The organism is Polaromonas sp. P3_B4, from assembly GCF_056402835.1.
The window spans coordinates 1,164,074-1,187,607 of record NZ_JBFUGQ010000001.1; the positions used below are offsets into that span (position 1 = coordinate 1,164,074).

Consider the following 23,534-nt stretch of genomic DNA (forward strand, 5'->3'; position numbering starts at 1 on the left):
TAAACAGCGTTCAAAAGACGTTTGGTAACACCTGCAGGCACGCCAAATGGCCTCTGGAAGCCCGGGGAAAGCTTCCGGGCCTGCCGTTTAGAGGTAAAATAGGCCTCCAACCCACAGCAGACAAGCGCGAGCAGCTATAAAAAATATAGCGCGCAGGGCTGATCCAGGCTAGCCCGAAAGGGGGCCAGCAACCGCCGAAGGGCGGTTACCTGGTCCGCAAAGTGCTTGATTTAGGGGAAGGAAGCCCCAAATTCACTGCATGAACGCCACCCAACCCCATCCCCACAAAACCGACCTCACGGTCACCCACGTACTGGCCGAGCTGCTGGAACGGCTTGAGCACAGCGCGGTGCCGGTGGGTGCCGAGCAGTACCGCTCCGTGGTGCTGCACCTGGTCAACGAACTGGGCGATGTGGAACCCGGCATGGCGCTGGGCGCGCTGCTCGACACGCACCCGGCTGCGGCAGAGCTGTATGAAAACGTCAATTACCAGTACGCGGGCCTGTGCCGGTCTGCGCTGGACGCCTCGCTCGCTGCCGAGCTAAAGGCCAAAGAGGCCATTGAAAAGGCCATGAAACCCATCAACCCCCAACTGAAGGAAGACCCCAACCATGGCAAGAGCTGACGCCAAAACCGCCGTACTCGCTGACGGCCTGCGCTACAAGTCCAAGGTGTCGGGCTCACCGTTTGCTGCCACCACGTCATTTGGCGCTGCCACGATGTCGTGTTTCATGTGCGGCAAGCACCGCGCCCGCTCCCTGATGGGCACCCGTAAAGTGCTGGGCAAGTCCCAGGCCGTGTGCTCGCCCTCGTGCAAGGCACTCGACGAAGCCCTCGAAAACGCCGCCAACCAGGCCTGAAGCTGAACCGCGGGGCCGGCAACCGCCGGCCTCTACCTGGCTATCCACGGCTACCCACAACGCCGATGGGGCCGTACGGCTCCTTGATCGCCGCGCACACCCGGGCGCATACTGTGCTGAAGACGTTTTTCAACTTCTGAACACACAGCAAAAGGTGATTTTCATGGCCGATTCGTCCCAACCCGACCCGTTTCTCGAACCCGACGACGCCATCGACCATATCCATGGCCCGGCGTCGGCCCCGGTCACTGTCGTGGAATACGGCGACTTCGAATGCCCGTCCTGCTTTCAGGCCTACGGCGCCCTGAAGGTGATGCTGCCGCACTTCGGGCGCCAGCTGCGTTTTGTCTTCCGGCACTTTCCGCTGCGCGAAGTGCACCCCCATGCCGAACTGGCCGCCGAAGCGGCAGAAGCCGCCGGCGCGCAACACAAGTTCTGGCCCATGTACGAGCTGTTGTTTACCAACCAGCATCACCTCAAAGACAAGCACCTGCTCGACTATGCAGCCCAGGCCGGGCTGGACATGGCCCGCTACCAGAACGAAATGAACGACCACGTCTACCTGCAGCGCGTGCAGGAGCACATGCAAAGCGGCCGCCACCTGGGCGTGCGCTCAACGCCGGCGTTTTACGTCAACGGCGTGTTTTGTGATGTGTCGTTTGGGCTGCAGCATCTGCATGAGGCCATCGACAAAGTGTTGACCAGCCAACAGACTTAACCGTCAACAGGCTGTAGCGGCGTCACCAACGTCTTCTGCAAAAACGCCAAGTCCAGCCAGCGGCCAAACTTGAAAGCCGCCTGTTTGATCGTGCCGCTGTGCTCAAAGCCCAGGCGCTTGTGCAGCGCAATGCTCACAGCGTTGTCCAGGTCAATCGCTCCCACCAGCAAGTGCATGCCTTGCGCTTCAGCCCTGGCCACAATCGCCTCCAGCAGCTTGCGCCCCAGGCCCAGCCCGCGGCTGTCTTTCTCCACATAGACCGAATGCTCGACCGTGTACTTGTACGCCGGAAACGCGCGGAAGGTGCCGTAGCTCGCAAAACCCAGCAGCTTGCCGCTCTCGTCTTCCATCCCGACCACAGGAAAACCGTTGGCACGCTTGGTGGCAAACCAGGTCACCATGGTTTCGGGTGCGCGTGGTTTGTAGTCATACAGCGCCGTCGAGTTGACGATCGCCTCGTTGAAGATGGCCAGGATCTGGGAAGCGTGACGCTCTTCGGTGCAGAGGACGGGATGCATGGGAACTTTGTGGATGGATGTTGGGCGTTGCTCCGCTCGCTGGTCTTCAAGCCCCAGCGGGCGTAGCGCATGCAGGTATTTTGCCGGGCTTCAGCCGGCGGTTGCGGAGCCGGGCAGGGTGCCCGCCTGCGCGGCATGGCGCGCCCGTATGCGCCGCACCTGGAACGCCGCACCAATCACGTAGATCAGCAAAAGCACACCCGTGGCGGCCTTGAGTTCGGGCGCATCAGCGTTGGGCAGCAGCGGCGCACCCAGCGGCAGGCGTGTCGATGTCTCGGTGATGGCCGGGATCATGTGGAACAAAAAGGTGATCGAATAGCCCAGCGTTTCGACATACGGCGCGGCACGGCCCAGCACCTTGGTGGTGCCCGCCACCCAGGCAATGCCCAGCACCAGCAAGGTGATGATGCCCAGTGCATGGGGCTTGCCAAAGCCGCCATGCTGGAAGATGCCAAAGCCGGTGAGGCAGGTGACTACCGTGGTCCAGATATAGACCTTGCCCAGTGTGGACGCGGCGATGATTTCCTTGTCGCGAAAGAAGGCCATCACGGCAGCCGTAACGGCCACCAGGCTGATGGCGGTGTGGATCACACCGAGGTAGGTCAAACCATAGATCATCGGAATCTCCTTGTGCCCTGCCAGGTGAGGGACGTGGGGTTGAACAAGCTGGCATGGGTACCCATGCAAACGCCATGCCGCGCAGATTGTTGCCGGTGACGCCGCTTTTGCCTATGACTTTTCGGCTTGCCCGGCCACGGCCCGATAATCGGTAGTACACCGTGGCCGCAGCGCGCCACTTTTTAGACCAGAAGTACTCATGAAAAAAACCTACCAGCTCAACATCGAAGGCAAAAACCGCGACCGCCTGCTCGATGCCGCCAAACACGACATCCGCAAATACCTCAAACGCGAACGCGCCAAAGCCCTGCCCAAGGGCGTGGACTACTGGGACTTTGACTGCAAGTCGGGCGCGAGTGATGCGGCGGCTGCAGACGTGCCGGTGGCAGACCTCATCAAGTCGATTGACGAGATCGTGAAAGACGGCGCGCCGCAGTTCTATGTGGAAGTGGTGGCCAAGGGCGGCGTCAAGGTGCCCCGTGCGCGCAATGAGGGTGATGACGATTTCGCTGACGTCGAATAAGCATGCGCAGACTCTTTGCAATCCTGCTGATGGCCGCATGCGCCGCCTCAGCAAATGCGGACCCGAATCTTGTCGGCCAGTGGAAGTCTGACTCCGATATCAGCATGCGCTTCAATAACGAGCGCGCAAAGCTTGACAGCAAGACGGCCCTGTTTCTTTCGCAGCTCATGGGTCATATGACCCTGACCTTTACGGCAGAGGCCATGACTTCCGAGCTGCCGGACCTGGAGACGAAAACGCAGGAGGGCCGAAAGAGGCCACTGACAGGCTTTCGCGAAACCCATCCGTACCGTGTCCTGGGCGCTGCTTCAGATTCGGTGGCAATCAAAACCGTTGCGGTCGTGACCGGCAGGGACACCATCATTGTCTATAACTTCATAGGCCCAGACTTGCTGTGGGTGTACGCAGGCGGCGAAGATAACTCACAGAGTCTTCATCTTCGTGAATACTATGTGCGGGTGAAGGATGTGCCCAAGCCGGATATGCCTAAAAGCGCTCAACCCTAGGGGAGCCGCTCTCGCAAGAGGGCCCATTCAGGGTTGATTCTCGAAAGCAGAAAATGTTGACCAGATTGAGCCGTAGTCAAAAGCGCCTGCAGCGATTCGTGTTTTTGCTGTTCGGCCTGTTTTTCGCGTCTGTGGTTGTTGCAGCCGACAACTACGACTTAATGATGCGAGCCATCGAGCGCAATGATGCAGTGCAAGTCAAAGCGCTGATTGCCGGCAAGATTGATCCCAACCTCCGCAAGGACAGCCGGGCATCCCCAACGTTTATGACATTCGCCGCATACCACGGCCGGACGGAAATACTTCAACTTCTTCTGGGTGCAGGCGGCAACGTGAACAGCCGGGATGGGGACATGCAGACCCCCCTGATGCAGGCAAGCAGCCGTGGCCATATTCGTGCCGTGAAACTTCTTGTCAAAGCGGGTGCGAGCCTCAATGAAGTTTCGAAGTGGGGCGACACCGCTTTGGCCCAGGCGCGTCAAGCAGGCCACGGCAAGATATCAAAACTATTGATCGATGCAGGAGCGACCCCTTGACCTCTAACCGCTTATTGCCGGCGTGGGGCTGTGCATTGAATCCTTCCCATGCCTAGTCGCATAGTTCAGCGCCCTGCGACCGAGGCTGAGCAAACCTTCCTGCGGGAGACGCTTGCGAAGGCACCCACAGCGGCACGTCGCTGGAAGCAGGGTGTTGAGAATGCGCTGGTTATGTGGGCTGCGAGCTTGCTAGCCACCGTTGTCATCTGGCTGGGCTTTGCCTGGCTCGCGCGCAAACTGTCCGATGCTGATTTCGGCACGCGCGGTCCCGCCGCAATCTGGATTTGGGGAGTCGCAATATTGCTCACCGCCGTCTTTGCGGTCGTCTCCAGCGTTCGATGGATTTCCGGTTGGAAGGACTATCGTCCGGAGTTGCAGGCCGATATCGATGCAGCGTTGGTTGCCGAGGAGCACTATGTCTTCATCGAAGCCAAGCGGTTCCAGGAGCAGGAACACGGTGGATTCATCTATTTCCTGCGTACCGTAGACAACAAGGTTTTCACGCTCTTTGATCATGAGAGCCAGGACTTGGCGCTTCAGGGGGATGATCCGCTGAAAAGCCGCTTTGTGCCCAAGTCCGCACTGGTCATGGTCAAGGCGCCCAGGGCAGACTGGGTCATCAGCAAGAATTTCTCCGGCGAGGTGCTGGAAGCTGGCGAGACGATGGATCTTGATCTGGATCCGAAAGAGTGGCCGGAGTCCGAAAGCTATTGCAATATTCCCTGGGCTGAACTGGAGGCCAGGGCAGGAGGGAGTGGAGGCCCGGCCAGCCGTTGATTGGACTTCACTTTAAGCGTTGTATGAACCTGTCGAAGTACTTCGAAACCGATGACGGATCACTTCCGGAAATAGAAGTGACGTTCAGCGATTCCTCGCAGATGTTTTTGGCTTTTCAGCATCTCCATGATCGTGGTGCACAGAACGTCACGGCTGATGGTGGGCATCTTTGGCTTACGGAGTCGCAAGCCGATGTGCCGTTTTCCGGTCCGGAAAGTGCAGCCCTTGTTGTATCTGGAGCGGCTGAGGCGTTTCATGTCGTACTAGGCGGTATCGCCGGGTCCGACCAGAAAATCCCGAATCTGGGTGTCTTCGTGTTTACGGACACCCTTGCTTTCGACTACCGGATGGGCTCCGATTGGGGGTCAGAGGAAATCCAGTCCTTGCTTGCATTGCTGCGCCAACTCTGCGAACTTGGTGGCGTAGTTTCTGTCCCGTGGTGGGGTGACGTGGGCGAACGTGACTTTCTTGAGGCACTATCCGTGAACGCCAACGCTCCGGGATGAGCAACCAGCATATGGACAGAGACCCCGAAGCCCCACAAGGCCCTTACCCCGACACCATCAAGCAGGGTGATGTGTTCTGGATAGAAGCGGATCCCTCACGCGGCTCCATCCCGGGCTCCCCGCATCCCCATGTCGTTGTACAAGAGGACGTGTTCAACCGCTCCCGCATCAGCACTGTCGTTGTTTGCGCACTGACCTCCAACCTGAACCGTGCCACGGAGCCAGGCAATGTCTTGCTGGAGCCCGGTGAGGGGAGTCTGGAGAAGCAAAGCGTGGTGGTTGTGTCGCAGGTGTCTTCCGTGTACAAAACACGTCTGGGTGCGCACATCGGCACGCTATCCGGTGAGCGGGTTCAGCAGATATTGGCGGGTATGCGGTTTCTGCAGGCATCGTTTCTCCATCGATAGTCCCGGGAGCACCGTGTCAGGCAATTTCTGCCGCCTGTGCCCTTTGTTCGCTACCTGAAGGCCAACACCATGCAAGCGCCGAGTTCCTCCACCATCACATTGCTTGTGCTTCTTCCATTGATCGTGTGGCGCGTCTACGCGCGCTTTCGCCGCATGGTCGGGCGTCAACGCCTGTCGAGGATCCGCCCCTGGGTCACTTTGGCCATCTTTCCCGTCCTGCTTGTGTTGCTTGGCTTTGCCGCGCATGAACACCTCGAACGGCTTTTGTGGCTGGCCGGTGGGCTGGGCCTAGGCGCATTGCTCGGTGTCTTCGGGTTGAGCAAGACGCGCTTCGAGCCAACACCCCAAGGGCTGTTCTACACGCCCAACGCTCACCTGGGCATTGCGCTTTCACTGCTGTTCGTCGGTCGCATCGCCTATCGCCTGTTCGAAATCTATGCGGTAGAACCGACGGTGCAGCACGGAATGGGCGACTTCGCACGCAGTCCGCTCACGCTCGCTGTCTTTGGGCTGCTGGCGGGTTACTACATCAGCTACGCGATCGGTCTTGTGCGTTGGCGATTCCGTGTTCTGAGGGCCAAGAGGGAGCGTGAGGCGTTGGGGCGAGAGGCTTAAGCTCTCAGCACCCAAAATTTATACGTCATTTATCGCTCGAATGACTCACGCGTCCGGTGTGTAGATGCCCGAGAACCCTCCATTAAATGCTGTAGCTTGAAGCTGATGAGCATTTGTCACATGGATATATCCGGTGTGAGCGAGATCTAGTAAGCAATAGGGTTCGCATGGCGTCCCAGTACGCACATCCACCGTGATCGGCACACAAAGCGCTGGCCAAAGCGTAGCCCCATAAGAAATGGACTCGAACTCCGAGTCCTCCAGGTGGTAGCCCTTGCACACCACTCCACAAATTGAACCGTTGTCGGAGAATATTGGGCCACCACTCATGCCGCCGTCAAAGCGTGCGTTCACCCTAAAACATGGGAAATTAAGTAAATATTGATCACGTGTTTGATCATGGATTTCGCGTATTTCTCCGATGGCTGTGGTGGGGGTTCCCCAAAGGTCTAGAGAAATGGTGTCTCTCTCAACTTGCAAAGTACCTTTGCTCTCACAAAATCCGTATGCCGATACTCGACTCCCGATAGGGGGCGGCGCTAGGTCTAGGCCAACTGTGTTAACCCCGTCCAAAGTTTTTTTGTTGCTGATATGAAGGATCGCCCGTAATACGGAGATATCAGTATTAGTCCCAGTCCATGCATTCGTTAGGGCCCATATTTCCATACCTCCATCGTCATATAAATGAACGACCCAGATTGAACAATTTAAATGGAATTTTTTGTGTCCGAAGGAGTCGACAAAATCTTCGATGACATGCTTCGCGGAAAGATATAAGCCAACTCCAATCCTTACGCATGTTCCGCTTGCGAGAACGGTACCTTGGTTATCTATTGCAAGGACTCTCGCGGCAACCCGGCCCACTGGGGAGACTAAAGGGCTCTCGCCGAACGAAGGTGTCGTGGAATATGTCATCTTGCCATTATGAAGAGCGGGAACAACTCAAAAAAACAGCTGCGATAAATAGTTGTAACTTGGCTTCGTCTTGCGTCTTTAGCACTAATTTTGCTGAATGGCTAATTCCTCTGGCTCTTCGACTTGGACCTACGGATTAGCAGTCTGGCGCTTTAACCACGGCCGTTACTTTCTCAGATGCTGCCCGCAACTTATCCTTCTTGCTTGGCCGCTTTCCCTTGACCCCGCCCGTCCCCGCAGGGTCCACCGGGTTCACAGCCGCCATCTCCACCCGCTCAAAACCCGCGACCTGCTCGCGTGGGACTTTGATATTCAAGCGTTTTTCAATCAGCTTGAAATGCGCCTCGGTCGCCGCACTCACAAAACTCACGGCAACCCCTGATTCACCAGCGCGGCCGGTACGGCCTATGCGGTGGGTGTAGTCCGTCACTGAGCGCGGCAAGTCGTAGTTCACCACCACGGGCATCTGCGCAATGTCGATGCCGCGTGCGGCGACATCTGTGGCCACCACCACCTGCACGGCCTTGATCTTGAAGTCTTGCAGCACCTGGGTGCGTTTGCCCTGGCTGAGTTCGCCGTGGAAGGGTTCGGCTTCGATGTCGACTTTGCGCAGCTTGTCGGCCACGATTTCGGCGGCGTGTTTGGTGGCGACGAAGACGAGCACGCGTTCCCACTTTTCGGTCTGCACCAGATGGCGCAGCAACTGGGTGCGGCGGGGGGCGTCGACTTCGATGGCGCGCTGGGTGATGTCGGGCACGGCCTGCACCACGGCCTCCACCTCAATGCGCCGCGGGTTGCGCAGCAGGCTGGCTGCCAGCGCTTCTATGGCGGGCGGGAAGGTGGCTGAGAAAAATAATGTCTGGCGCTTGGCCGGCAGCAGGGCGAGGATGCGGTTCAGCTCTTCGCCAAAGCCCAGGTCCAGCAGGCGGTCGGCTTCGTCGAGCACCAGGGTGCCGGTGTTGCCCAGTGTCAATGCGTTGTGGTCAATCAGGTCCAGCAGGCGGCCCGGCGTGGCGACCACGATGTCGGCGCCGCCGCGCAGGTTCATCATCTGCGGGTTGATCGACACGCCGCCAAACACGATGGCGACCTTGATCCGCTTCGGCAGGTATTTGGCAAAACTGACGATGGCCTCACCGACCTGCGCGGCGAGTTCGCGTGTGGGTACAAGAATCAGCGCGCGCACGGGCCGGTGCTGACCGGTGTTAGTGGCTTGTGAATTGACCAGCTGTTGCAGCAGCGGCAGCGAAAAAGCCGCCGTCTTGCCGGAGCCCGTCTGGGCAGAGCCGAGCACGTCGCGCCCTTCAAGAATGGCCGGAATGGCGGCGGACTGGATGGGGGTGGGCGCGGTGTAGCCTTTTTCCTCCAGGGCGCGCAGCAGCAGCGGCAAAAGCGAGGGCGTAAAACCGAGTGAGCTAAAGGGCATGGGGAAAGTGTGAAGGAGAGAAGAGGGGGAGGGCCGCGCGCAGGGCGCGTGCGGTGAGGCGGTGCGCTGCCGTCTGAAGCCCCAAGTTTAAGCCTCGGGCCTTCTTCAAGGCTGTATTTGGGTGGTGGGTGTTAGCCGCATTGCCTTCCGCACCTGCCTGGCCCAAGAGGCTGCTATGAAAAATATAGCTGCTCGGGCAAGTTCCTATTGGGCTACAGCCACTATTTGCTCAAGAATTTGGCCCTGGTTGCTGCACAGGCGCCAGAAACAGCAGCGCACAGGCCGATGCCCCCAGCGCGCACAGCACGCAGCCCAGCACCACCCAGCGAAACGCGGCCACCAGCACCTCGGGTGAAGCGGCCTGCAGCGGCCCGCCCAGGCTGGCGGCAAACACCACGCCCAGCACCGCCACCGCCAGCAGGCCGGCCACGCGCGCCACGGCGTTGTTGATGCCGGAGGCAATGCCTGCGTGGGTAGACGGCACGGCGTTCATCACCGTGGTGGTGAGCGGCGCCACGGCAATCGTCATGCCCAGGCCCATCACCACCATGGCCGGAAAAAAACCCGCCCAGTAAGACCAGCCCACACCGGGCAGGGCCAGCAGCGCAAAACCCGCAGCCGCCACCGCCGGGCCGGCCATCAGCATGCGCCGCGCGCCGAAGCGCTCTGTGAATTTGGCGGTAGCCGGTGACAAAAATCCCAGCAGCAGCGACAGCGGCAGCAGCGTGGCGCCTGCGGCGGTGGCGGAATATTTAAAGGCGCCAATCAGCACAAAAGGCAAAAAGAACAGCGCACCGCTGAGTGCAAAGTACAGCAGCAGCGTCAGCAAATTGGTGCCGACAAAGTCGCGCGACTTGAAAAGGCCCAGCGGCATCATGGGCGCCCGCGTGTGCGCCTGCGCGTAGACAAACGCCACCAGCAGAACCACGCCCGCCGCAAACGGGCCCAGCACGCTGATGGCCTGCCAGCCGCGCTCGGGCGCCAGCGTGAGGCCGTACGTCAGCGCGCCCAGGCCGCTGGCCACCAGCAACACGCCCAGCCAGTCGAGCTGCTGCGGCGCCTCGGGGTCGCGGCTGTCAGGCACGGCGTACAGCGCCAGCCACACGGTGGCCACCGCCATGGGCACATTCAGAAAGAAGATGGACCGCCACGACACGGCATCGACCAGCCAGCCGCCCAGCACCGGCCCTGCCGCGCCGGTAATGGCGGCCCACGCGGCCCAGGTGCCGATGGCTTTGCCGCGCGCTTCGCCCTCAAACACATTGCCGATGATGGCCAGGCTGGCCGGCACCAGCAGCGCCGCGCCCACACCCTGAATGGCGCGCGCAGCAATCAGCGCGAGTGGCCCAGGGGCAAAGCCACAGGCCACCGAGGCGGCCGTAAAAATGGCAATGCCGAGAATGAAGATTTTGCGGCGGCCAAACCGATCGCCGAGCGAGCCGCCCACCAGCACCAGCGAGCCCAGCGCCAGCAGGTAGGCGTTGATGACCCACTGCATGGCGGCCAGCCCGCTGGCCGAATCCCCAGCCAGGTCGCGCTGGATGGCGGGCAGGGCGATGTTGACGACCGAGCCGTCGATGAAGGCCATCGAAGAGCCCAGCACGGTGGCGGCCAGCGCCAGCTTGGGGTGCGCCGTCTTGCCGCAGTCGCCGCCTTGGGCGCGGATGATGCCTTCGTCACAAGGGGCGTGCGGGTTGGCGGGCATGGGGTCTCCTGCGGTAACTGGTTGGGAGGTGATTCTTTGATTTGACAAAATGTCTGATAATAGATAATATTTCCAGATGACGATACACCTCGCGCAGCCACCCATGCCCCATCCTGCCAGTTCCCTGCCGTCAAAGGCAAGCAGGCCGGCTGATGCCCAACTCCTGCTGCTGGACAAACACGCGGTCGAGTCCCTGCTGCTGCCCGCCGATGTACTGGAGGCCACGCGCGAAGCCTTTGTGCTCCACAGCCAGGGGGAGGGCCGCGTGTTCTCCCTGGTGCGTGAAAGGCTGGCCACCGGCGGCGTGTTCGGCATCAAGTCGGGTGACGTGGGTGCGCAGTCGCTGCTGGGCTTCAAGGCGGCCGGTTTCTGGCCTGGCAACCTTGCGCGGGGCGCCGACGCCCACCAGGCCACCATCATGCTGCTCGACCCCGCCACAGGCCGGCCGACCTGCCTGATTGACGGCAACGCCGTCACCACCGAGCGCACCGGCGCCGCGGGTGGCCTGGGCCTGGAACTGGCGCGGCAGGACAGCCGCACGGTGTGCGTCTTCGGCACCGGCGTGCAGGCGCAGGCGCAACTGCGCTATGCCCTTCGCCAGTTGCCCGGGCTGCGCCAGGTGTTTTACGCCACGGCCAGTGGCCTGCCCAAGGCGGCGTTTGAAGCGATGTTTGCGGGTGGCCCCTGCGCCATCTCGCACGCGGCAGACGTGAATGCCGCCGTGGCCCAAAGCGATGTGGTGATCGCGGCCACCACCGGCAAGGGCCCGTTGTTCGAGCTGGCTGCTCTCCGGCCCGGCACCCACATCAATGCCGTGGGCAGCGACACCAAAGGCAAACGTGAGCTGCCCGAAGGCTTGCTCGCCAGGGCGCGCGTGTTTGTGGACGACGCCGCCCAATCGCGCAGCATCGGCGAGCTGCAATGGGCGCCCGAAACCGCGTGCACTGAAATCGGCGATGTGCTGTCGGGCAAGGCGGCCTTTGTGCGCGGCGCCGGCGACATCACCGTGTTCGACATGACCGGCATCGCCCTGCAAGACCTCACGGTCGCCCGCTTGCTGGAGCAGCGCGCGCGCCTTGCCGGCAAGGGCCAAAGCATTGCCTGGCCCTGGTAATAGTTTGACGCCCTTACGTTCTGGAGATTCCCTTGACCGCCAACCAGCCCAACCCCCTGGCCACACTCGACACGCCCGCCGCGTTGATTGACCTGCCGCGCATGCAGCGCAACATCGCGCGCATGCAGCAACGCATGAACGCGCTGGGCGTTCGCTTCCGGCCGCACGTCAAAACCAGCAAATGCACACCCGTCGCGCGTGCGCAGATGGCCGCGGGTGCGCAGGGCATTACCGTTTCCACACTCAAGGAGGCCGCGCAATTCCATGCCGACGGTTTCACCGACATCCTCTACGCGGTCGGCATGGTCGCCACCAAGCTGCCGCAGGCGCTGGCCCTGCGGCGCCAGGGCTGTGATTTGAAAATCATCACCGACAGCGCGGCGTCGGCCGCCGCCATTGCCGCTTTTGGCCGTGAGCACGGTGAGAAGTTTGAAGTCTGGATAGAAATCGACAGCGACGGCCATCGCTCCGGCATCAAGCCCGGCGAGGCTGCCTTGCTGGACGTTGCCCGCACGCTGCACGAAGGCGGCATGCAGCTGGGCGGCGTGATGACGCATGCTGGTTCGAGCTATGACCTCAACACCCCCGAAGCGCTGGTGGCGATGGCCGAGCAGGAGCGCGCCGCCTGTGTGGAAGCTGCCGAACGCGTGCGCTCTGCGGGTTTTCCGTGCGCTGTTGTCAGCGTGGGCTCCACGCCGACGGCGCTGTCAGCTGCGCAGCTCCAAGGCGTCACGGAAGTGCGCGCCGGCGTGTATGTGTTTTTTGACCTGGTGATGCACAACATCGGCGTGTGCGGGGCAGACGACATCGCGCTCAGCGTGCTGACCACCGTGATCGGCCACCAGCCCGAAAAAGGCTGGGCCATTGTGGACGCCGGCTGGATGGCCATGAGCCGCGACCGCGGTACGCAAAAGCAGCAGCATGACTTTGGCTACGGCCAGGTGTGCCGCACGGATGGCACGGTGCTGCCGGGGTATGTCCTCAGCGGCGCCAACCAGGAGCACGGCATCCTGTCGCATGAAGGCGCGCCCGACACCGACATTGCCGCGCGCTTTCCCATCGGCACACAGCTGCGCATCTTGCCCAACCACGCCTGCGCTACTGGCGCGCAGTATCCGGAATATCACGCGCTAGCGGAAGACGGTGCGCTGGCGACCTGGAGCCGATTGCACGGCTGGTGATCTCTGGCTTCCATGTGGCCGGATGCTATTAAAAGCATAGCTGCTCGCGCAATCATCTATTGGGCTTCAGGCCTTTTTTTCTTGAGAATTCCTTGAGCTGACTCACTTGCACATGCTGTAGCCGCCGGTCTCCAGGTGGAAGTGGTCCTTATGCGCGGCGTTGTAGTCAGGGCCCAGTACGCCCTTGAAGTATTTGCAGGCCCCTTTGTGGGCGTCGCGCAGCAGCAGCGCCTCGGGCCCGGGCGGCGCAGCGTCGTCTTCGTCGGGCCAGTGTTTCAGCACCGTGACGCGCTTGCCGCTGGCCAGTGTGAAGGCAGAAATGTCCAGCGCATTGGCGGTGGCATGGCGGCTGCGGGCACGGGCCGGTGCATTGGGCGGCGCGCCTTCGCCGCCGCCGTTGATGTTGCGGCAGGCATAGCTGCCCAGGTGGTCAATGCCCGCCACGCGCTGGCCAAAATGCAGCTGCGCGGCTGGCTGCAGCGCATTTCTTTCCCACATGAAGAACGACAGCGCCATGGGGCAACTGAGCGGCAGGGCCGCGCCTATGCGCACCGGCGCCGTGCGCAGCCGCACCGCATTGCTGAACCCGCAGCCGTCGCCCGTGCTGCGGTCGGGCAATTCGTCGTACTGCATGCCGGTGCTTGCCAGCGCGGCCAGGCAACGAGCAGGGTCGTTGCGGGCACGTGACAGTTTGTAAAAGGTCAGCATGTTGGGCGGCGCCGTCACTTCCAGTGGCGCCCACGGGTTGATGTGCGTGGGAATCTGCAGGGCGCCGCTGTAAACCCCGTACGCCGCCGTGAGCAGGCCGCTCCATGCGGCCAGCCATACCCAGCGGCCCCAGCGCAGCCGCTTGGCAGGCGCTGCGTCGGGCGGAAGGCCGGAGTCTGGGGGAAGGGGCATGGTGTTCGTTGATAAGCGGGGGTGCAGCCATGAGCGTACAGGCCTGCTAGCCCAAGATGGCCGGATTTGTTCTCTTGCGCCGAAATCCCGACTGCTGCAGGAGGATTCGACATGCAATTCGTCGTTTAATGGCATCGTCTGACTGATGCCAAAGCCCGCGCGTACAAGCCGCGGGCAACAGGCTTAACGGAGTATTTTGATGGCCGACAACGCAACCCACACCCCAGCCCAATCCCCGCTGGCCGCTGACACCAGCCGGCACCACCAGATGTTTCCGGTGCTCAGCGCCGCTGAAATTGCACGCATCCAGCGCTTCGGCAAGGTGTTGCAGTTCAAGAAAGGCGAGAGGCTGTTTGCTGCCGGTGAGCCCGGCCCCGGCATGTTTGTGCTGCTCAAGGGGTCGGTCACCATCACCCAGCGCGACGGCCTCGGCCATGTGGTGCCCATCGTCAACCAGGGGCCGGGCCAGTTTCTGGCCGAGGTCGGCCAGCTGTCGGGCCAGAACGCGCTGGTGGACGGCCATGCCGAAGAAGATGTCGAAGCCCTGCTGGTACCGCCCGGCCAGTTGCGTGCGCTCATCATTGCCGAAGCCGACCTGGGCGAACGGCTGGTGCGCGCGCTGATTTTGCGGCGCGTGGCCTTGATCGAAGCCGGCGCCAGCGGCCCGGTGCTGATCGGCCAGCCCAACTCGGCCGGTGTGGTGCGCCTGCAAAGCTTTTTGAACCGCAACGGCGAGCCCAACCATGTGGTGGATATCGCCCAGGACGCAGGCGCCGCCGCACTGATGGAGCAATACGGTGTGGCCGCGGGTGATGTGCTGGCGGTGTGCCCGGATGGCTCGGTGTTGGTGAACCCCGACGAAAACCAGCTGGCGCGCTGCATCGGCATGGTCGACACGGAAGAGCACGACGAGCTGTTTGACGTGATCGTGGTGGGCGCCGGGCCCGCCGGGCTGGCCACAGCGGTATACGCCGCATCGGAAGGCCTGCATGTGCTGGTGCTCGACTGCCGCGCCTACGGCGGGCAGGCAGGCGCCAGTGCGCGCATTGAAAACTACCTGGGTTTCCCTACCGGCATTTCGGGCCAGGCGCTGGCCGGCCGTGCGTATGTGCAGGCGCAAAAGTTTGGTGTGGAAATGCTGATCCCCGCGCAGGCCCAGTCGCTGGACTGTGCCCACAAGGCCATCAGGGGCGAGCTGCAGGTGAAGCTGACCGACGGCCGCAAGTTGCGCGCCAAGACCATGGTGGTGGCCAGCGGTGCCCGCTACCGCCGTCCTGAGGTACCGCGCCTTGAAGAATTTGAAGGCCGCGGTGTCTGGTATTGGGCTTCTGCGCTGGAAGCAAAAATGTGCAGCCAGACCGACGTGGTGCTGGTGGGCGGCGGCAATTCGGCCGGCCAGGCGGCGGTGTTTTTGTCGCAGCATGCGGCCAAGGTCAACATGCTGGTGCGCGGCCCCAGCCTGGCCGCCAGCATGTCGCGCTACCTCATAGACCGCATTGAAGCCGCACCCAACATCGAGCTGCTGCCGCACACCGAGGTGGTGAAGCTGCACGGCGATGATGATGATGGCGACGGCAATGGCGGCACAGGCCTTTCCGGTGTGACCTGGCGAAACCGCAAGAGCGGCACCGAACACGCGGCGGATGTGCGCAACGTGTTCCTGTTTGTCGGCGCCGATCCGGAAACCAGCTGGCTGACGAGTTGCGGCGCAGCCATTGATGCACACGGCTTTGTCCGCACCGGGGAGGCCGTGACCTGCAAGCACTCCGACTACAAACCCGCTCCGCTGGAAACGAACATTCCGGGCCTTTTTGCCATTGGCGATGTGCGCAGCGGCTCTGTCAAGCGCGTGGGCGGCGCGATAGGTGAGGGCGCTGCAGTGGTGGCCATGATCCACCAGCACCTGGCGGCGATGGAGCGTACGGCTGTTGCTGCCTGACGAAATTCTGGAGATTCACATGCGCATCAAACCCTGCACCCACGTTCCTGCGGAGATTCATTCGCCCAATGCAAGGGGCTGTGAAGAATGCCTGAAGATGGGCGACACCTGGATGCATCTGCGGCTCTGCGTGCACTGCGGCCATATCGGTTGCTGTGACGATTCCAAGAACCAGCACGCCAGCAAACACCATGCAGCCACAGGGCACGCGGTGATCCAGTCATTCGAACCGGGGGAAAGCTGGATGTGGTGTTATGAACACCAGTTGCAGGTGGGCTAGGGCGCAGCTATTTCGTGTAACTAAAGTCGTAAACAAGAGTTCTAATGAGCGCTGCGACAGATGGTCGCATCCGCGGAAAATGGCTGCTACCGTCTTCCAGAGAAGATGATTTTTTAGCTGATCGACCTAATTGCATTGACGTGAACGGGTGGAAATCTGGCATTGGTCAGTCATGATGGCGCCGGGTTTGTCGCTATATTTAATGGAGCAGGAAAGTCATATGGAGCGGGCAATGGAAGCAGGTTTTGTGGGTGGAGTTGCCACGTTATATCGCACCCATATGCGGTATAAATTGCGTTATGCGTCATGATCAAACATATGGGTCAGATGAATCACCTTGGAGGCATCTGCTATGAAACGCCTAATGGCTATCGCTGCAACATTGTTGCTTTTCGCGTCCCATGTGCTTGCGCAGGAAGTCCGCCTTGAACCAACGCAAAACCCGGACGCGCCTTACCGGTTGTTCGGCACCAAAAATGTATTCACTCTCTTGAAGCTGGACACGCGCGACGGGAGAATCTGGCAAGTGCAATGGGGAGATAAGGATCACAGATTCATTGAGCCGCTGAATCCTGACCCACTTGCCTCTGTCGGAAAGGCCGGGCGTTTCACTCTGTACCCTACGAGCAATATCTACACCTTCATTCTTCTCGATCAGGAAGCGGGCAATACTTGGCATGTTCAGTGGGGTAAAGCGGCCGATCGATTCACACTGCCCATCAAAGACATAGGCAAGGAATGACAACGCAATTCCTCAAGCATCGGCTCGCACACTGCGCGATGACGCATAACCCGTCATTGCAGCGGACTGCCTCCGGCAGCCGCTGAACTCCAACGTTAAACGCTGTCAACTGACCGCATGACCACCATCGCCGAACACTACGCAAACCACCTCAGCCCAATCTACGTTTGGATGGCTGGCGGTTCTGAGGCAGCGCTGCAGGCTGGTACCGCCGAGATTGAAGCGTTGAACCTACCGCTCACCCACGGGGCCGTCGTTCTCGATCTTGGTGCAGGCTTTGGCATGCATTCCATCCCACTCGCGCAAAGAGGCGCGCGAGTAACGTCAATCGACACTTCGGCTGAACTTCTGCGTTCGCTTGCGGAACTTGGTGGCAACCTGCCTATTCAGGCGGTCAACGATGACTTGCTGGCATTTCAAAGCCACATTACAGAAGCGCCGTCCGCGATCCTGTGCATGGGAGACACGATCACCCATTTGCCTGAACTCAGTGCCGTCGAGAGCCTCATTGAAAGGGCTTCCGTCGAACTGTCGCCCGGTGGCATGTTCGTAGTCTCGTTCCGAGACTACTCGCTTCCTCTCATCGGAGACCAGCGCTTCATCCACGTAAGGAGCGACGACACTCGCATCCTTACCTGCTTCCTTGAGTATGAGCCCGAGACTGTCATAGTCCACGACATTCTTCACCAGCGCACACCGGAAGGTTGGCAAGCTCGGGTCAGTAACTACCGAAAGCTCCGGTTGTCACCTGAGCACTTAGTCGCTAGCCTCCAGTCAAACGGGTTCAACGTCCGTCGCGAGGCTGGAATGAGAGGCATGGTTCGCCTTGTCGCACAAAGCGTCTAACCCTTCCTTCAAGCGGGCGTGCCTACGGCGCGCCGCTTAAGTCAAACGTTGAGCGTCTCCCCCGTTCTGCAGCATCTGCGAGTTCTCCAATGGCCATAGAAAACATTCTCTTCGATGCCGACGGCGTTCTCCAGTACCCGACGAGAGGCTGGCACGCTGCCCTCAAGTCCCTGCTTGAACTCGAAAATGAGATGCAAGCTGAAGCACTTGTGAACGACATACTGGAAGCCGAAACCGAGGTTCTCGAATCAACAACGGGCTTCGTGGAACGACTTGAAGAGAAACTAGCCAAGTGGAAACGCGCTGCCATGGTTTCGGAAACACTGAATGCACTTCACGCTATCGAAGTGCACGCCGATGTCATGCAAACAGTTCAAGCTCTGCGCCGCGCCGGCTTTGGGTGCCACGTGGCAAGCAACCAGCAATCCCTTCGCGCGAAGCACATGTCTGAAACTCTGGACTACCAGTCCTTGTTCGACGGTGAGTTCTACTCGTGCTTCCTGGGTGCAGCCAAGCCGAAGCCTGAATTCTTTGAGAAAACGATTGCAAAACTTGGCTGCCATGCAAGCAACGTGTTGTTTCTGGACGATCGAGCCGAAAATGTTGAAGCTGCGAAACGCGCGGGCCTGAATGCTGCGGTTTTCTTCGGAATAGACGGCGCACTTTCGCTTCAGCGTCAATTAGCTGGCTTCGGCGTGTTCGTAGATCATGGATCCCAGTGATCCAGACGTCCAACCCTTCAATCGAGAGGATATGCTCTGGCAAGCCGGGTCACGCCTCTCATCGCAAACGTTGAGGCCGTAAAAAAACCTCTCTGTCTGCCAATTTCCGCCAGCCGCAGCGTGACCAGTCCTAACCGGCTGCTGGTGTCTTTGCTTCGCGTGCACCAAGCCGCGCGCAGATCGGTATGTTTACGACTTTAATTGCTCGGAATAGCAGCGGGCGGTGGCGCCGCCTTGGTGGTCTTGGTGAACTCCGTCGTGGCCACCATCACCGGGCTGGATTTCGGGCTGCGCTGCCAATGCTCGTCGGCTGCTTTTTCCACCGCGTCCTTGTCATAAACGCCTTTTGAAAGGTCGGCCCAAACGTGCACGTAGGCCCGGCACCAGGCGTCGTGTGCCTCATTGACCTTTTCTTCGGAAAGCTCCGGGGTGGGGCCTGGAGCTGGCTCGGATTCTGTGACCATGCAGCCATCCTAGCGGCCTACGGCCGGCGAGTCCACTGCCGACGAGCGGCCCTAACTGCCTATTTTTTGACGATTTTCTCAGTGACAGGAAGCTGGGTGTCGGCGTCTTCAATCCATACCGAAGAGGACTCTTTCTTGAGCTCACCTTTCACCACGTATTTTCCATTGGGCTGCGGCGTGAAATCCACCACGCCTTCAACCGAAAAGAAGGTTCCCGCCATCTGGCTCGCGATGGCTTGTATGGGTGCTGCCGTGGTGTGGCTGGCGCGCAGGGAGACTTTCATTGGTTTTGCCGGAACTTGCCTTTCGACGATTGACGTGGTCAATGCGAAGCCCCGTCCGTGGCTGGCGCTGGCGCTTGCCCCGAAGCTGTTTGCAATGCGGTTGCCATCCACGCCATCAAGCACGAAAAGCTGCGCCTTGCTGCCGTCTTCTGCAAAGCCGCTGTCAGCGACGGTTGCGACGGGGCCGGTATAGCCTTCCGGGACAGGCTTGTAATTAGCGCATCCGGAAAGTACGACAAGGAGAAGGGCAGGCGCGATGAGTTTAAGTTTCATGTTATGAATTTTAATGGTGCGCGGACTACGCTTGATTCTAGTTGCCGTGATTCGCGTCGCGGTGCAAACGGAGCGGATTAAAAGCCGCTCGTTGTTTGCCTTGGAAAAATACCTATTTCACACAACCTATGGTTTGAAGCGCAGCCCTGACATCCGCCGGCCCCCGCACATGGACCGCCTGCAGCCCGGCGGCCCTTGCGCCTTCGACGTTGTCGGGATGGTCGTCAAAGAACAGGATGGCGTTCAGGGGGACGCCCATCGCGTCAGCGACGTATTCAAAGGCCCGGCGCTCGGGCTTGCGATAACCTATTTCAGACGACACAAAAATTCGCTCGAATGACTGCGCCAGGCGGGGGTAGAGCGCTGTCCACGCCACCTGGTGCGCGGCGTTCGTGTTGGAAAAAACGTAGCACGGAAGATGGGCGCGGGCTTCCTGCACCAGGCTGAAAGTCTCGGTGATTTCGCCGCCGAAAATGGCGTTCCATCCTTCGGCGATGCGCACCGGATCATCCTGCAACTCCAGGTTCGCGGCCAGGTGCGCGAAGTATTGCGCTGCCGTGATTTCACCGCGTTCATGCTGCTGATAAGGCAGATCGGCGCTGAAGGTGGCTTTCAGTTCTTCAAGGGACAACCGGGAAATAGGCTGCCAGTACTCAAGCACGCGGTTGAAATCGACATCGATCAGCACGCCGCCGAGATCAAACAGCAGGGCCTGGATTTTGTGTGTAGTCATGGGATGGATGAGTTGTATTTTTGGTATGCGCTACGCTTCAATCGCCGGCTGACCACTGGGGGTTCCATACCGCCTCCCACAGATGCCGATCTGGATCCTGGAAATAGCCAGCGTAGCCGCCCCAGGCGGTGTCATGTGCTTCCTGGGTGATTACGGCGCCCGCTTTTTTGGCCTGCGCCATGACGGCATCAACTTCTGCTTTCGAAGAGACGTTATGGCCCAGTGTGAATTCGGTTACGCTGGCATTCTCCAGCGGAACACCCGAATCATGGGAAATGCTTTTGCGCGGCCAGAGGGCGAGCTTCAGGCCCGCCTGCAAGTCGAAGAATGCCACGGCGCCATGTTCGAGCTCGGCACCAATAATGCCTTCTGTCTGAAGGCCAAGGCCATCGCGGTAGAAGCGAAGCGATCTTTCCAGATCATCAACGCCGACAGTGATGACCGTAATCCGTGGCTTCATGGGAACTCCTTATATTGGGTTGATGTGTCTCAAACATGCGCCCCTGATATCAAGGCTTGCCAGGCGTATGAAGTCTATTCCTGGCGATAAATACTGTCTCCGTGCGGTGCTGCCATGAACTCAGGCAGTTGCTCAGCCCGGGCAGAGAATTCACACAGGGCCGGGTAGTCGGCGGCGTTTACCACCTCTGGAATCATGGCTTGCGTGAAGTGCCAGGTAATGCCCACGGTCACACCGTCCTGACCCATGGTGCCGCTGGTCGCAGCCAGCGGTTTGCGCTGGAGTTCTGATTCCAGCTCGCCATAGGCCGCCAGCAACTGGCCCGTCACGCGTGATACCCAGGGCTGGTGCAACTTTTCAGCGGGGCGCAGGTTGCGTTCATAGATGATTTGCACGCTTTTTTCACAGGCGGCCATGGCCAGGCCAATCACGCGCAGCGCCTGCTGGCGTTCGGCAATGGCCGCCGGCATTAGGCTCCTGGGTGGTGCCTGCTGGGCGGCCAGCGCCTCGGCGTAGTCAATGATCAAGGTGGAGTCCATCAGCACCGTGCCGTCGTCACACACAAGGGAGGGCGCTTTGACAACCGGGTTGATCTGCCGGAATTTTTCGAAGGTGCTGAACACCGAGATCGACTGGTGTTCAAAGCGCAGGCCGAGGAGTTGCAGGGAAATGGCTACGCGGCGAACGTAGGGCGAGTCGAGCATTCCGATAAGTTGCATGGGGGCTCCGGCAGAACTGGTGGTAATGGGAGCCGCTATGTTAAAGCCATGGAGCCAGCGTCGCTGACGCGTCAAAAATCGCAGCCGCCGCAGTCCAGATCAATGCAGTCGGTGGGGCTACAAGAGTCGCCGCATGAATTCGGGTCCTTCTTTTTTTTGGGGTCTTGTTCCGGGGCTGCTGCTGCTGCGATCGCAGCCGCCAGCAGGACTGCATAAGCATTGCGGCACCGTTGCAGTTGGCGGGGCAGCGCGCGAAGCAAGGCAATCACGCCATGCCGCAGCACGATCTTGCGCGCGAACTCGGAGCACGAGGAATGCCCCGTATGTGCGCGATGGGCGCAGCAATAGCCTTTGTGGGGCGAGACATACCGCTGGTAACCACTGATGGAACCGGCTGCGATGTAGCGAAGCATGACGTCCTCCCGGGGCGGCATTGTCGTGGACCATGCCAAACTTTTTTTGTATGAGCGGCCCATCTCAGGGAGACAGGTTGCGAGCCGATTCTATGAAATGCGGATCCTGCGCGCAATGCGCCGTGAAGGTGTGGGCGAGGCTCTTGAATTTTTCAACCTGCCAGGCGAACTCCCCTTCAAAAGCCGATGGGTCAGTGACTGCATAGCCGCCATAACCATAGACAGCCGCATATGCCGCGTAGCCTGCAGCTTCCAGGGCACGGCCGGCAAGGGCATTGGCCACGGCATAGGTGGCCGAAACCGCTGCGTGGGCCGAGCCATCAATGGAGTTGGAGCCCCTGTGGCTATTGGCAACCGCTGCAATTTCCTGTGCCGCCTGCGCCAGGGCGGGGCGGTCTGATTTTCCTTCGACGAAAGACCGAAGGACCGCCAGGCAACGGATGGCTTCCGGGTTTTCGAGCAGGTGTTCTGCGCGTTGTGCGCAGGCCAGCCCAAAGGCAAGGCGAAGCGGTTCATGCTGCGGTTCGCTAACGTTGATCGCAGCTGCCAGACGTGAAAGTTCCTCGTTCATGAAACATCTCCCGGGAGAAGCTATCGTAGCGCCTCCCGCAGGCCTGGCGGTGAAAGGCTATGGAAAGTCGCAGCCGGTGGCCGACAACGCCACTGAAGAAGGGCGTGCGCGTAAACGCCGGGTGGACGTGGTGATCACACTCAAGGGCAAGCAGCCCGGGTCGCGTGGTTATGGCGACCTGGTTGCGGCCGCTTGCTGGACTGGGGGCCCGAACTTGCGCGGCAGCAACCATGCGGCCAGGTACCGCTGGCGTTTCGCAATTTCCAGCACGAGCAGCGGCAACGCGATGCCCGCAGCCAGGCTTGCCGGCCCAACCAGGTAGTCGTTGTGGCTGAAGCGGGAAAGCAGCAGGAAGGCCCGTCCCTGCGCGACGGGATGAAACACCAGGATGAGCAGGCTGCCGGAGCCTATGTAGGTCAATGGGCGCTGCAGCCGCGGATACCGCGCCAGCAGTGCAGAGATGCAAAGCACCATGTAAATGCCCAGCGCGGCCTGCAGTGTCGCAATGAGCGGCTCGCCGTAGATGCGCAGGTTCAGGTCCATGGTCTCGTTGAAGTGGTAGTGCAGCGCCGCAAAGGCAATGGCCGCGGCAAGCAGCCTGATGGCGTTGAATTTCACGGCCATGACCTGTTCGCGCAGCAGAAACCCGAACAGCAGGCAGGCCGAACTGATGAAGGTCAAATCGAGGCTCCAGGGCAGCCCTGGCAAGCGGGCGAGGCCCATGAAATGCAGGCTGGCCGTGTCGATTTGCCAGAAGCTCCCAATCCAGCGGATGCCCGCGGCCAGCAGCATCGAGGCGGCCAGAAAAACCCAGCGTGCGCGGTGTTCAACGGCCCTGGTGGCGCGCAGGATGGCCATGGCCACCACCGACGCGACAAAGAGGTGCGGCAAAAACCAGAGCGGCGCCCACGCAATGGTGGGTGCGGTGGCATACAACACGCCGAAAAAATAATCAGAGGCGCTTGTGTCGGCGGTGGGAACCATGTCGGAATCAAGCGCCATCAGGATGCCCACCAGCCCCAGCACCACAAAGTAGGGCTTGAGAAGCGCATCGGCCCGCGACAGCGCAAACTTGCGCAAGGAATCGGAGTCTTTCAGGAACAGGCCGGAGAGGAAAAAGAACAGCGGCAGGTGAAACGCGTAAATCACCCGGAAAAGCTCGCCCTTGTTTTCCAGTACCAGGCTGTTGTGCCCGAGCACCACCAGGATGATTCCGATGCCCCTGGCGATGTCGACGGTGGCGTTGCGGTGTGTGTGTGTCAT

31 protein-coding genes are annotated in these 23,534 nt (G+C 60.4%); 17 read left to right on the forward strand and 14 right to left on the reverse strand.

Annotation, left to right across the window (positions count from 1 at the left end):
- Positions 1–259: 259 nt before the first annotated feature.
- From AC1DVV_RS05690 to AC1DVV_RS05700, 3 genes are all read left to right on the forward strand, one after another.
- Positions 260–625, forward strand: coding sequence for a hypothetical protein (locus tag AC1DVV_RS05690; RefSeq protein ID WP_457278577.1), 366 nt, complete (start codon positions 260–262; stop codon positions 623–625).
- Positions 612–860, forward strand: a complete 249-nt coding sequence (locus AC1DVV_RS05695) for a hypothetical protein (protein ID WP_436154840.1) — start codon at positions 612–614, stop codon at positions 858–860. The genes AC1DVV_RS05690 and AC1DVV_RS05695 overlap by 14 nt, the downstream gene beginning before the upstream one ends.
- Before the next feature lie 163 nt (positions 861–1,023).
- The gene (locus AC1DVV_RS05700; RefSeq protein ID WP_457278576.1) at positions 1,024–1,578 is read left to right on the forward strand and encodes a DsbA family protein; all 555 of its coding nucleotides are present in this window, start codon (positions 1,024–1,026) and stop codon (positions 1,576–1,578) included.
- On the opposite strand, the gene AC1DVV_RS05705 is transcribed toward AC1DVV_RS05700, so the two are convergent.
- Positions 1,575–2,096, reverse strand: coding sequence for an N-acetyltransferase family protein (locus tag AC1DVV_RS05705; RefSeq protein WP_477702494.1), 522 nt, complete (start codon positions 2,094–2,096; stop codon positions 1,575–1,577). The genes AC1DVV_RS05700 and AC1DVV_RS05705 overlap by 4 nt on opposite strands.
- A 90-nt stretch (positions 2,097–2,186) precedes the next feature.
- Positions 2,187–2,714 (reverse strand): hypothetical protein, encoded by a 528-nt coding sequence (locus AC1DVV_RS05710; RefSeq protein ID WP_477702493.1) that lies wholly within the window; start codon positions 2,712–2,714, stop codon positions 2,187–2,189.
- Positions 2,715–2,913: 199 nt separating this feature from the next.
- Here AC1DVV_RS05710 and AC1DVV_RS05715 point away from each other — a divergent pair, with 199 nt between their 5' ends.
- The 7 genes from AC1DVV_RS05715 to AC1DVV_RS05745 all read left to right on the forward strand — a co-directional run bounded on the left by AC1DVV_RS05715 (position 2,914) and on the right by AC1DVV_RS05745 (position 6,584).
- Entirely contained in the window at positions 2,914–3,237 is a 324-nt protein-coding gene (locus AC1DVV_RS05715) for a DUF6172 family protein (protein WP_477702492.1), read from the forward strand.
- 2 nt (positions 3,238–3,239) lie between these two features.
- Positions 3,240–3,743, forward strand: coding sequence for a hypothetical protein (locus tag AC1DVV_RS05720; protein ID WP_477702491.1), 504 nt, complete (start codon positions 3,240–3,242; stop codon positions 3,741–3,743).
- Positions 3,744–3,796: 53 nt separating this feature from the next.
- The gene (locus AC1DVV_RS05725; RefSeq protein ID WP_477702490.1) at positions 3,797–4,279 is read left to right on the forward strand and encodes an ankyrin repeat domain-containing protein; all 483 of its coding nucleotides are present in this window, start codon (positions 3,797–3,799) and stop codon (positions 4,277–4,279) included.
- A 48-nt stretch (positions 4,280–4,327) separates the two neighbouring features.
- Entirely contained in the window at positions 4,328–5,056 is a 729-nt protein-coding gene (locus tag AC1DVV_RS05730) for a hypothetical protein (RefSeq protein WP_477702489.1), read from the forward strand.
- A 23-nt stretch (positions 5,057–5,079) separates the two neighbouring features.
- Positions 5,080–5,562 (forward strand): hypothetical protein, encoded by a 483-nt coding sequence (locus tag AC1DVV_RS05735; RefSeq protein WP_477702488.1) that lies wholly within the window; start codon positions 5,080–5,082, stop codon positions 5,560–5,562.
- An 11-nt stretch (positions 5,563–5,573) separates the two neighbouring features.
- On the forward strand, positions 5,574–5,969 hold the full coding sequence (locus tag AC1DVV_RS05740; RefSeq protein WP_477702487.1) for a type II toxin-antitoxin system PemK/MazF family toxin: 396 nt from the start codon (positions 5,574–5,576) through the stop codon (positions 5,967–5,969).
- A 69-nt stretch (positions 5,970–6,038) separates the two neighbouring features.
- The gene (locus AC1DVV_RS05745; RefSeq protein WP_477702486.1) at positions 6,039–6,584 is read left to right on the forward strand and encodes a CcdC protein domain-containing protein; all 546 of its coding nucleotides are present in this window, start codon (positions 6,039–6,041) and stop codon (positions 6,582–6,584) included.
- 45 nt (positions 6,585–6,629) lie between these two features.
- Here AC1DVV_RS05745 and AC1DVV_RS05750 read toward each other — a convergent pair whose 3' ends face one another.
- The 3 genes from AC1DVV_RS05750 to AC1DVV_RS05760 all read right to left on the reverse strand — a co-directional run bounded on the left by AC1DVV_RS05750 (position 6,630) and on the right by AC1DVV_RS05760 (position 10,630).
- Positions 6,630–7,499: a trypsin-like peptidase domain-containing protein gene (locus AC1DVV_RS05750; protein WP_477702485.1), complete on the reverse strand. Its 870-nt coding sequence runs from the start codon at positions 7,497–7,499 to the stop codon at positions 6,630–6,632.
- A gap of 136 nt (positions 7,500–7,635) precedes the next feature.
- Entirely contained in the window at positions 7,636–8,925 is a 1,290-nt protein-coding gene (locus AC1DVV_RS05755) for a DEAD/DEAH box helicase (RefSeq protein WP_477702484.1), read from the reverse strand.
- Between the two features lie 229 nt (positions 8,926–9,154).
- On the reverse strand, positions 9,155–10,630 hold the full coding sequence (locus AC1DVV_RS05760) for an MFS transporter (protein ID WP_477702483.1): 1,476 nt from the start codon (positions 10,628–10,630) through the stop codon (positions 9,155–9,157).
- Between the two features lie 103 nt (positions 10,631–10,733).
- Here AC1DVV_RS05760 and AC1DVV_RS05765 point away from each other — a divergent pair, with 103 nt between their 5' ends.
- Together AC1DVV_RS05765 and AC1DVV_RS05770 are read left to right on the forward strand one after the other, a co-directional pair.
- Complete coding sequence (locus AC1DVV_RS05765; protein ID WP_477702482.1) at positions 10,734–11,744, forward strand: ornithine cyclodeaminase family protein; 1,011 nt, start codon at positions 10,734–10,736, stop codon at positions 11,742–11,744.
- Between the two features lie 32 nt (positions 11,745–11,776).
- Complete coding sequence (locus AC1DVV_RS05770; protein WP_477702481.1) at positions 11,777–12,925, forward strand: DSD1 family PLP-dependent enzyme; 1,149 nt, start codon at positions 11,777–11,779, stop codon at positions 12,923–12,925.
- 102 nt (positions 12,926–13,027) lie between these two features.
- Here the strand turns inward: AC1DVV_RS05770 and AC1DVV_RS05775 are convergent, their stop codons facing one another.
- Positions 13,028–13,825, reverse strand: a complete 798-nt coding sequence (locus AC1DVV_RS05775) for an extensin-like domain-containing protein (protein ID WP_477702480.1) — start codon at positions 13,823–13,825, stop codon at positions 13,028–13,030.
- 199 nt (positions 13,826–14,024) lie between these two features.
- On the opposite strand from AC1DVV_RS05775, the gene AC1DVV_RS05780 reads away from it, so the two are divergent.
- The 5 genes from AC1DVV_RS05780 to AC1DVV_RS05800 all read left to right on the forward strand — a co-directional run bounded on the left by AC1DVV_RS05780 (position 14,025) and on the right by AC1DVV_RS05800 (position 18,354).
- A complete protein-coding gene (locus AC1DVV_RS05780; protein WP_477702479.1) occupies positions 14,025–15,764 on the forward strand; it encodes an FAD-dependent oxidoreductase in 1,740 nt (579 codons plus the stop codon).
- Between the two features lie 19 nt (positions 15,765–15,783).
- A complete protein-coding gene (locus AC1DVV_RS05785) occupies positions 15,784–16,044 on the forward strand; it encodes a UBP-type zinc finger domain-containing protein (RefSeq protein ID WP_477702478.1) in 261 nt (86 codons plus the stop codon).
- A 352-nt stretch (positions 16,045–16,396) separates the two neighbouring features.
- Complete coding sequence (locus AC1DVV_RS05790) at positions 16,397–16,786, forward strand: hypothetical protein (RefSeq protein ID WP_477689080.1); 390 nt, start codon at positions 16,397–16,399, stop codon at positions 16,784–16,786.
- 117 nt (positions 16,787–16,903) lie between these two features.
- Positions 16,904–17,632 carry a class I SAM-dependent methyltransferase gene (locus tag AC1DVV_RS05795; RefSeq protein ID WP_477689081.1) on the forward strand — a complete coding sequence of 243 codons (729 nt, stop codon included), beginning with the start codon at positions 16,904–16,906 and terminating at the stop codon, positions 17,630–17,632.
- An 89-nt stretch (positions 17,633–17,721) separates the two neighbouring features.
- Positions 17,722–18,354, forward strand: a complete 633-nt coding sequence (locus AC1DVV_RS05800) for an HAD-IA family hydrolase (RefSeq protein WP_477707129.1) — start codon at positions 17,722–17,724, stop codon at positions 18,352–18,354.
- A gap of 197 nt (positions 18,355–18,551) precedes the next feature.
- On the opposite strand, the gene AC1DVV_RS05805 is transcribed toward AC1DVV_RS05800, so the two are convergent.
- The 8 genes from AC1DVV_RS05805 to AC1DVV_RS05840 form a co-directional block, all read right to left on the reverse strand.
- Entirely contained in the window at positions 18,552–18,818 is a 267-nt protein-coding gene (locus AC1DVV_RS05805; protein WP_477702908.1) for a hypothetical protein, read from the reverse strand.
- Between the two features lie 59 nt (positions 18,819–18,877).
- Positions 18,878–19,375, reverse strand: a complete 498-nt coding sequence (locus tag AC1DVV_RS05810) for a hypothetical protein (RefSeq protein WP_477667294.1) — start codon at positions 19,373–19,375, stop codon at positions 18,878–18,880.
- A gap of 112 nt (positions 19,376–19,487) precedes the next feature.
- Positions 19,488–20,108 carry an HAD family hydrolase gene (locus tag AC1DVV_RS05815; RefSeq protein WP_457278557.1) on the reverse strand — a complete coding sequence of 207 codons (621 nt, stop codon included), beginning with the start codon at positions 20,106–20,108 and terminating at the stop codon, positions 19,488–19,490.
- A gap of 37 nt (positions 20,109–20,145) precedes the next feature.
- Complete coding sequence (locus AC1DVV_RS05820) at positions 20,146–20,568, reverse strand: VOC family protein (RefSeq protein WP_477689085.1); 423 nt, start codon at positions 20,566–20,568, stop codon at positions 20,146–20,148.
- Between the two features lie 74 nt (positions 20,569–20,642).
- Positions 20,643–21,287: a glutathione S-transferase gene (locus AC1DVV_RS05825; protein WP_477667296.1), complete on the reverse strand. Its 645-nt coding sequence runs from the start codon at positions 21,285–21,287 to the stop codon at positions 20,643–20,645.
- 71 nt (positions 21,288–21,358) lie between these two features.
- Positions 21,359–21,700 carry a membrane protein insertion efficiency factor YidD gene (gene yidD / locus AC1DVV_RS05830; RefSeq protein ID WP_477707130.1) on the reverse strand — a complete coding sequence of 114 codons (342 nt, stop codon included), beginning with the start codon at positions 21,698–21,700 and terminating at the stop codon, positions 21,359–21,361.
- A 64-nt stretch (positions 21,701–21,764) separates the two neighbouring features.
- Complete coding sequence (locus AC1DVV_RS05835; protein WP_457278553.1) at positions 21,765–22,271, reverse strand: putative immunity protein; 507 nt, start codon at positions 22,269–22,271, stop codon at positions 21,765–21,767.
- A 168-nt stretch (positions 22,272–22,439) separates the two neighbouring features.
- Complete coding sequence (locus AC1DVV_RS05840; RefSeq protein ID WP_477702784.1) at positions 22,440–23,534, reverse strand: acyltransferase family protein; 1,095 nt, start codon at positions 23,532–23,534, stop codon at positions 22,440–22,442.

Coding starts and splice junctions, on each gene's coding strand:
- AC1DVV_RS05690 (WP_457278577.1), top strand. CDS start 260: ATGAACGCCACCCAACCCCATCCCCACAAAACCGACCTCACGGTCACC.
- AC1DVV_RS05695 (WP_436154840.1), top strand. CDS start 612: ATGGCAAGAGCTGACGCCAAAACCGCCGTACTCGCTGACGGCCTGCGC.
- AC1DVV_RS05700 (WP_457278576.1), top strand. CDS start 1,024: ATGGCCGATTCGTCCCAACCCGACCCGTTTCTCGAACCCGACGACGCC.
- AC1DVV_RS05705 (WP_477702494.1), bottom strand. CDS start 2,096: ATGCATCCCGTCCTCTGCACCGAAGAGCGTCACGCTTCCCAGATCCTG.
- AC1DVV_RS05710 (WP_477702493.1), bottom strand. CDS start 2,714: ATGATCTATGGTTTGACCTACCTCGGTGTGATCCACACCGCCATCAGC.
- AC1DVV_RS05715 (WP_477702492.1), top strand. CDS start 2,914: ATGAAAAAAACCTACCAGCTCAACATCGAAGGCAAAAACCGCGACCGC.
- AC1DVV_RS05720 (WP_477702491.1), top strand. CDS start 3,240: ATGCGCAGACTCTTTGCAATCCTGCTGATGGCCGCATGCGCCGCCTCA.
- AC1DVV_RS05725 (WP_477702490.1), top strand. CDS start 3,797: ATGTTGACCAGATTGAGCCGTAGTCAAAAGCGCCTGCAGCGATTCGTG.
- AC1DVV_RS05730 (WP_477702489.1), top strand. CDS start 4,328: ATGCCTAGTCGCATAGTTCAGCGCCCTGCGACCGAGGCTGAGCAAACC.
- AC1DVV_RS05735 (WP_477702488.1), top strand. CDS start 5,080: ATGAACCTGTCGAAGTACTTCGAAACCGATGACGGATCACTTCCGGAA.
- AC1DVV_RS05740 (WP_477702487.1), top strand. CDS start 5,574: ATGGACAGAGACCCCGAAGCCCCACAAGGCCCTTACCCCGACACCATC.
- AC1DVV_RS05745 (WP_477702486.1), top strand. CDS start 6,039: ATGCAAGCGCCGAGTTCCTCCACCATCACATTGCTTGTGCTTCTTCCA.
- AC1DVV_RS05750 (WP_477702485.1), bottom strand. CDS start 7,499: ATGACATATTCCACGACACCTTCGTTCGGCGAGAGCCCTTTAGTCTCC.
- AC1DVV_RS05755 (WP_477702484.1), bottom strand. CDS start 8,925: ATGCCCTTTAGCTCACTCGGTTTTACGCCCTCGCTTTTGCCGCTGCTG.
- AC1DVV_RS05760 (WP_477702483.1), bottom strand. CDS start 10,630: ATGCCCGCCAACCCGCACGCCCCTTGTGACGAAGGCATCATCCGCGCC.
- AC1DVV_RS05765 (WP_477702482.1), top strand. CDS start 10,734: ATGCCCCATCCTGCCAGTTCCCTGCCGTCAAAGGCAAGCAGGCCGGCT.
- AC1DVV_RS05775 (WP_477702480.1), bottom strand. CDS start 13,825: ATGCCCCTTCCCCCAGACTCCGGCCTTCCGCCCGACGCAGCGCCTGCC.
- AC1DVV_RS05780 (WP_477702479.1), top strand. CDS start 14,025: ATGGCCGACAACGCAACCCACACCCCAGCCCAATCCCCGCTGGCCGCT.
- AC1DVV_RS05785 (WP_477702478.1), top strand. CDS start 15,784: ATGCGCATCAAACCCTGCACCCACGTTCCTGCGGAGATTCATTCGCCC.
- AC1DVV_RS05790 (WP_477689080.1), top strand. CDS start 16,397: ATGAAACGCCTAATGGCTATCGCTGCAACATTGTTGCTTTTCGCGTCC.
- AC1DVV_RS05795 (WP_477689081.1), top strand. CDS start 16,904: ATGACCACCATCGCCGAACACTACGCAAACCACCTCAGCCCAATCTAC.
- AC1DVV_RS05800 (WP_477707129.1), top strand. CDS start 17,722: ATGGCCATAGAAAACATTCTCTTCGATGCCGACGGCGTTCTCCAGTAC.
- AC1DVV_RS05805 (WP_477702908.1), bottom strand. CDS start 18,818: ATGGTCACAGAATCCGAGCCAGCTCCAGGCCCCACCCCGGAGCTTTCC.
- AC1DVV_RS05810 (WP_477667294.1), bottom strand. CDS start 19,375: ATGAAACTTAAACTCATCGCGCCTGCCCTTCTCCTTGTCGTACTTTCC.
- AC1DVV_RS05815 (WP_457278557.1), bottom strand. CDS start 20,108: ATGACTACACACAAAATCCAGGCCCTGCTGTTTGATCTCGGCGGCGTG.
- AC1DVV_RS05820 (WP_477689085.1), bottom strand. CDS start 20,568: ATGAAGCCACGGATTACGGTCATCACTGTCGGCGTTGATGATCTGGAA.
- AC1DVV_RS05825 (WP_477667296.1), bottom strand. CDS start 21,287: ATGCAACTTATCGGAATGCTCGACTCGCCCTACGTTCGCCGCGTAGCC.
- yidD (WP_477707130.1), bottom strand. CDS start 21,700: ATGCTTCGCTACATCGCAGCCGGTTCCATCAGTGGTTACCAGCGGTAT.
- AC1DVV_RS05835 (WP_457278553.1), bottom strand. CDS start 22,271: ATGAACGAGGAACTTTCACGTCTGGCAGCTGCGATCAACGTTAGCGAA.
- AC1DVV_RS05840 (WP_477702784.1), bottom strand. CDS start 23,534: ATGACACACACACACCGCAACGCCACCGTCGACATCGCCAGGGGCATC.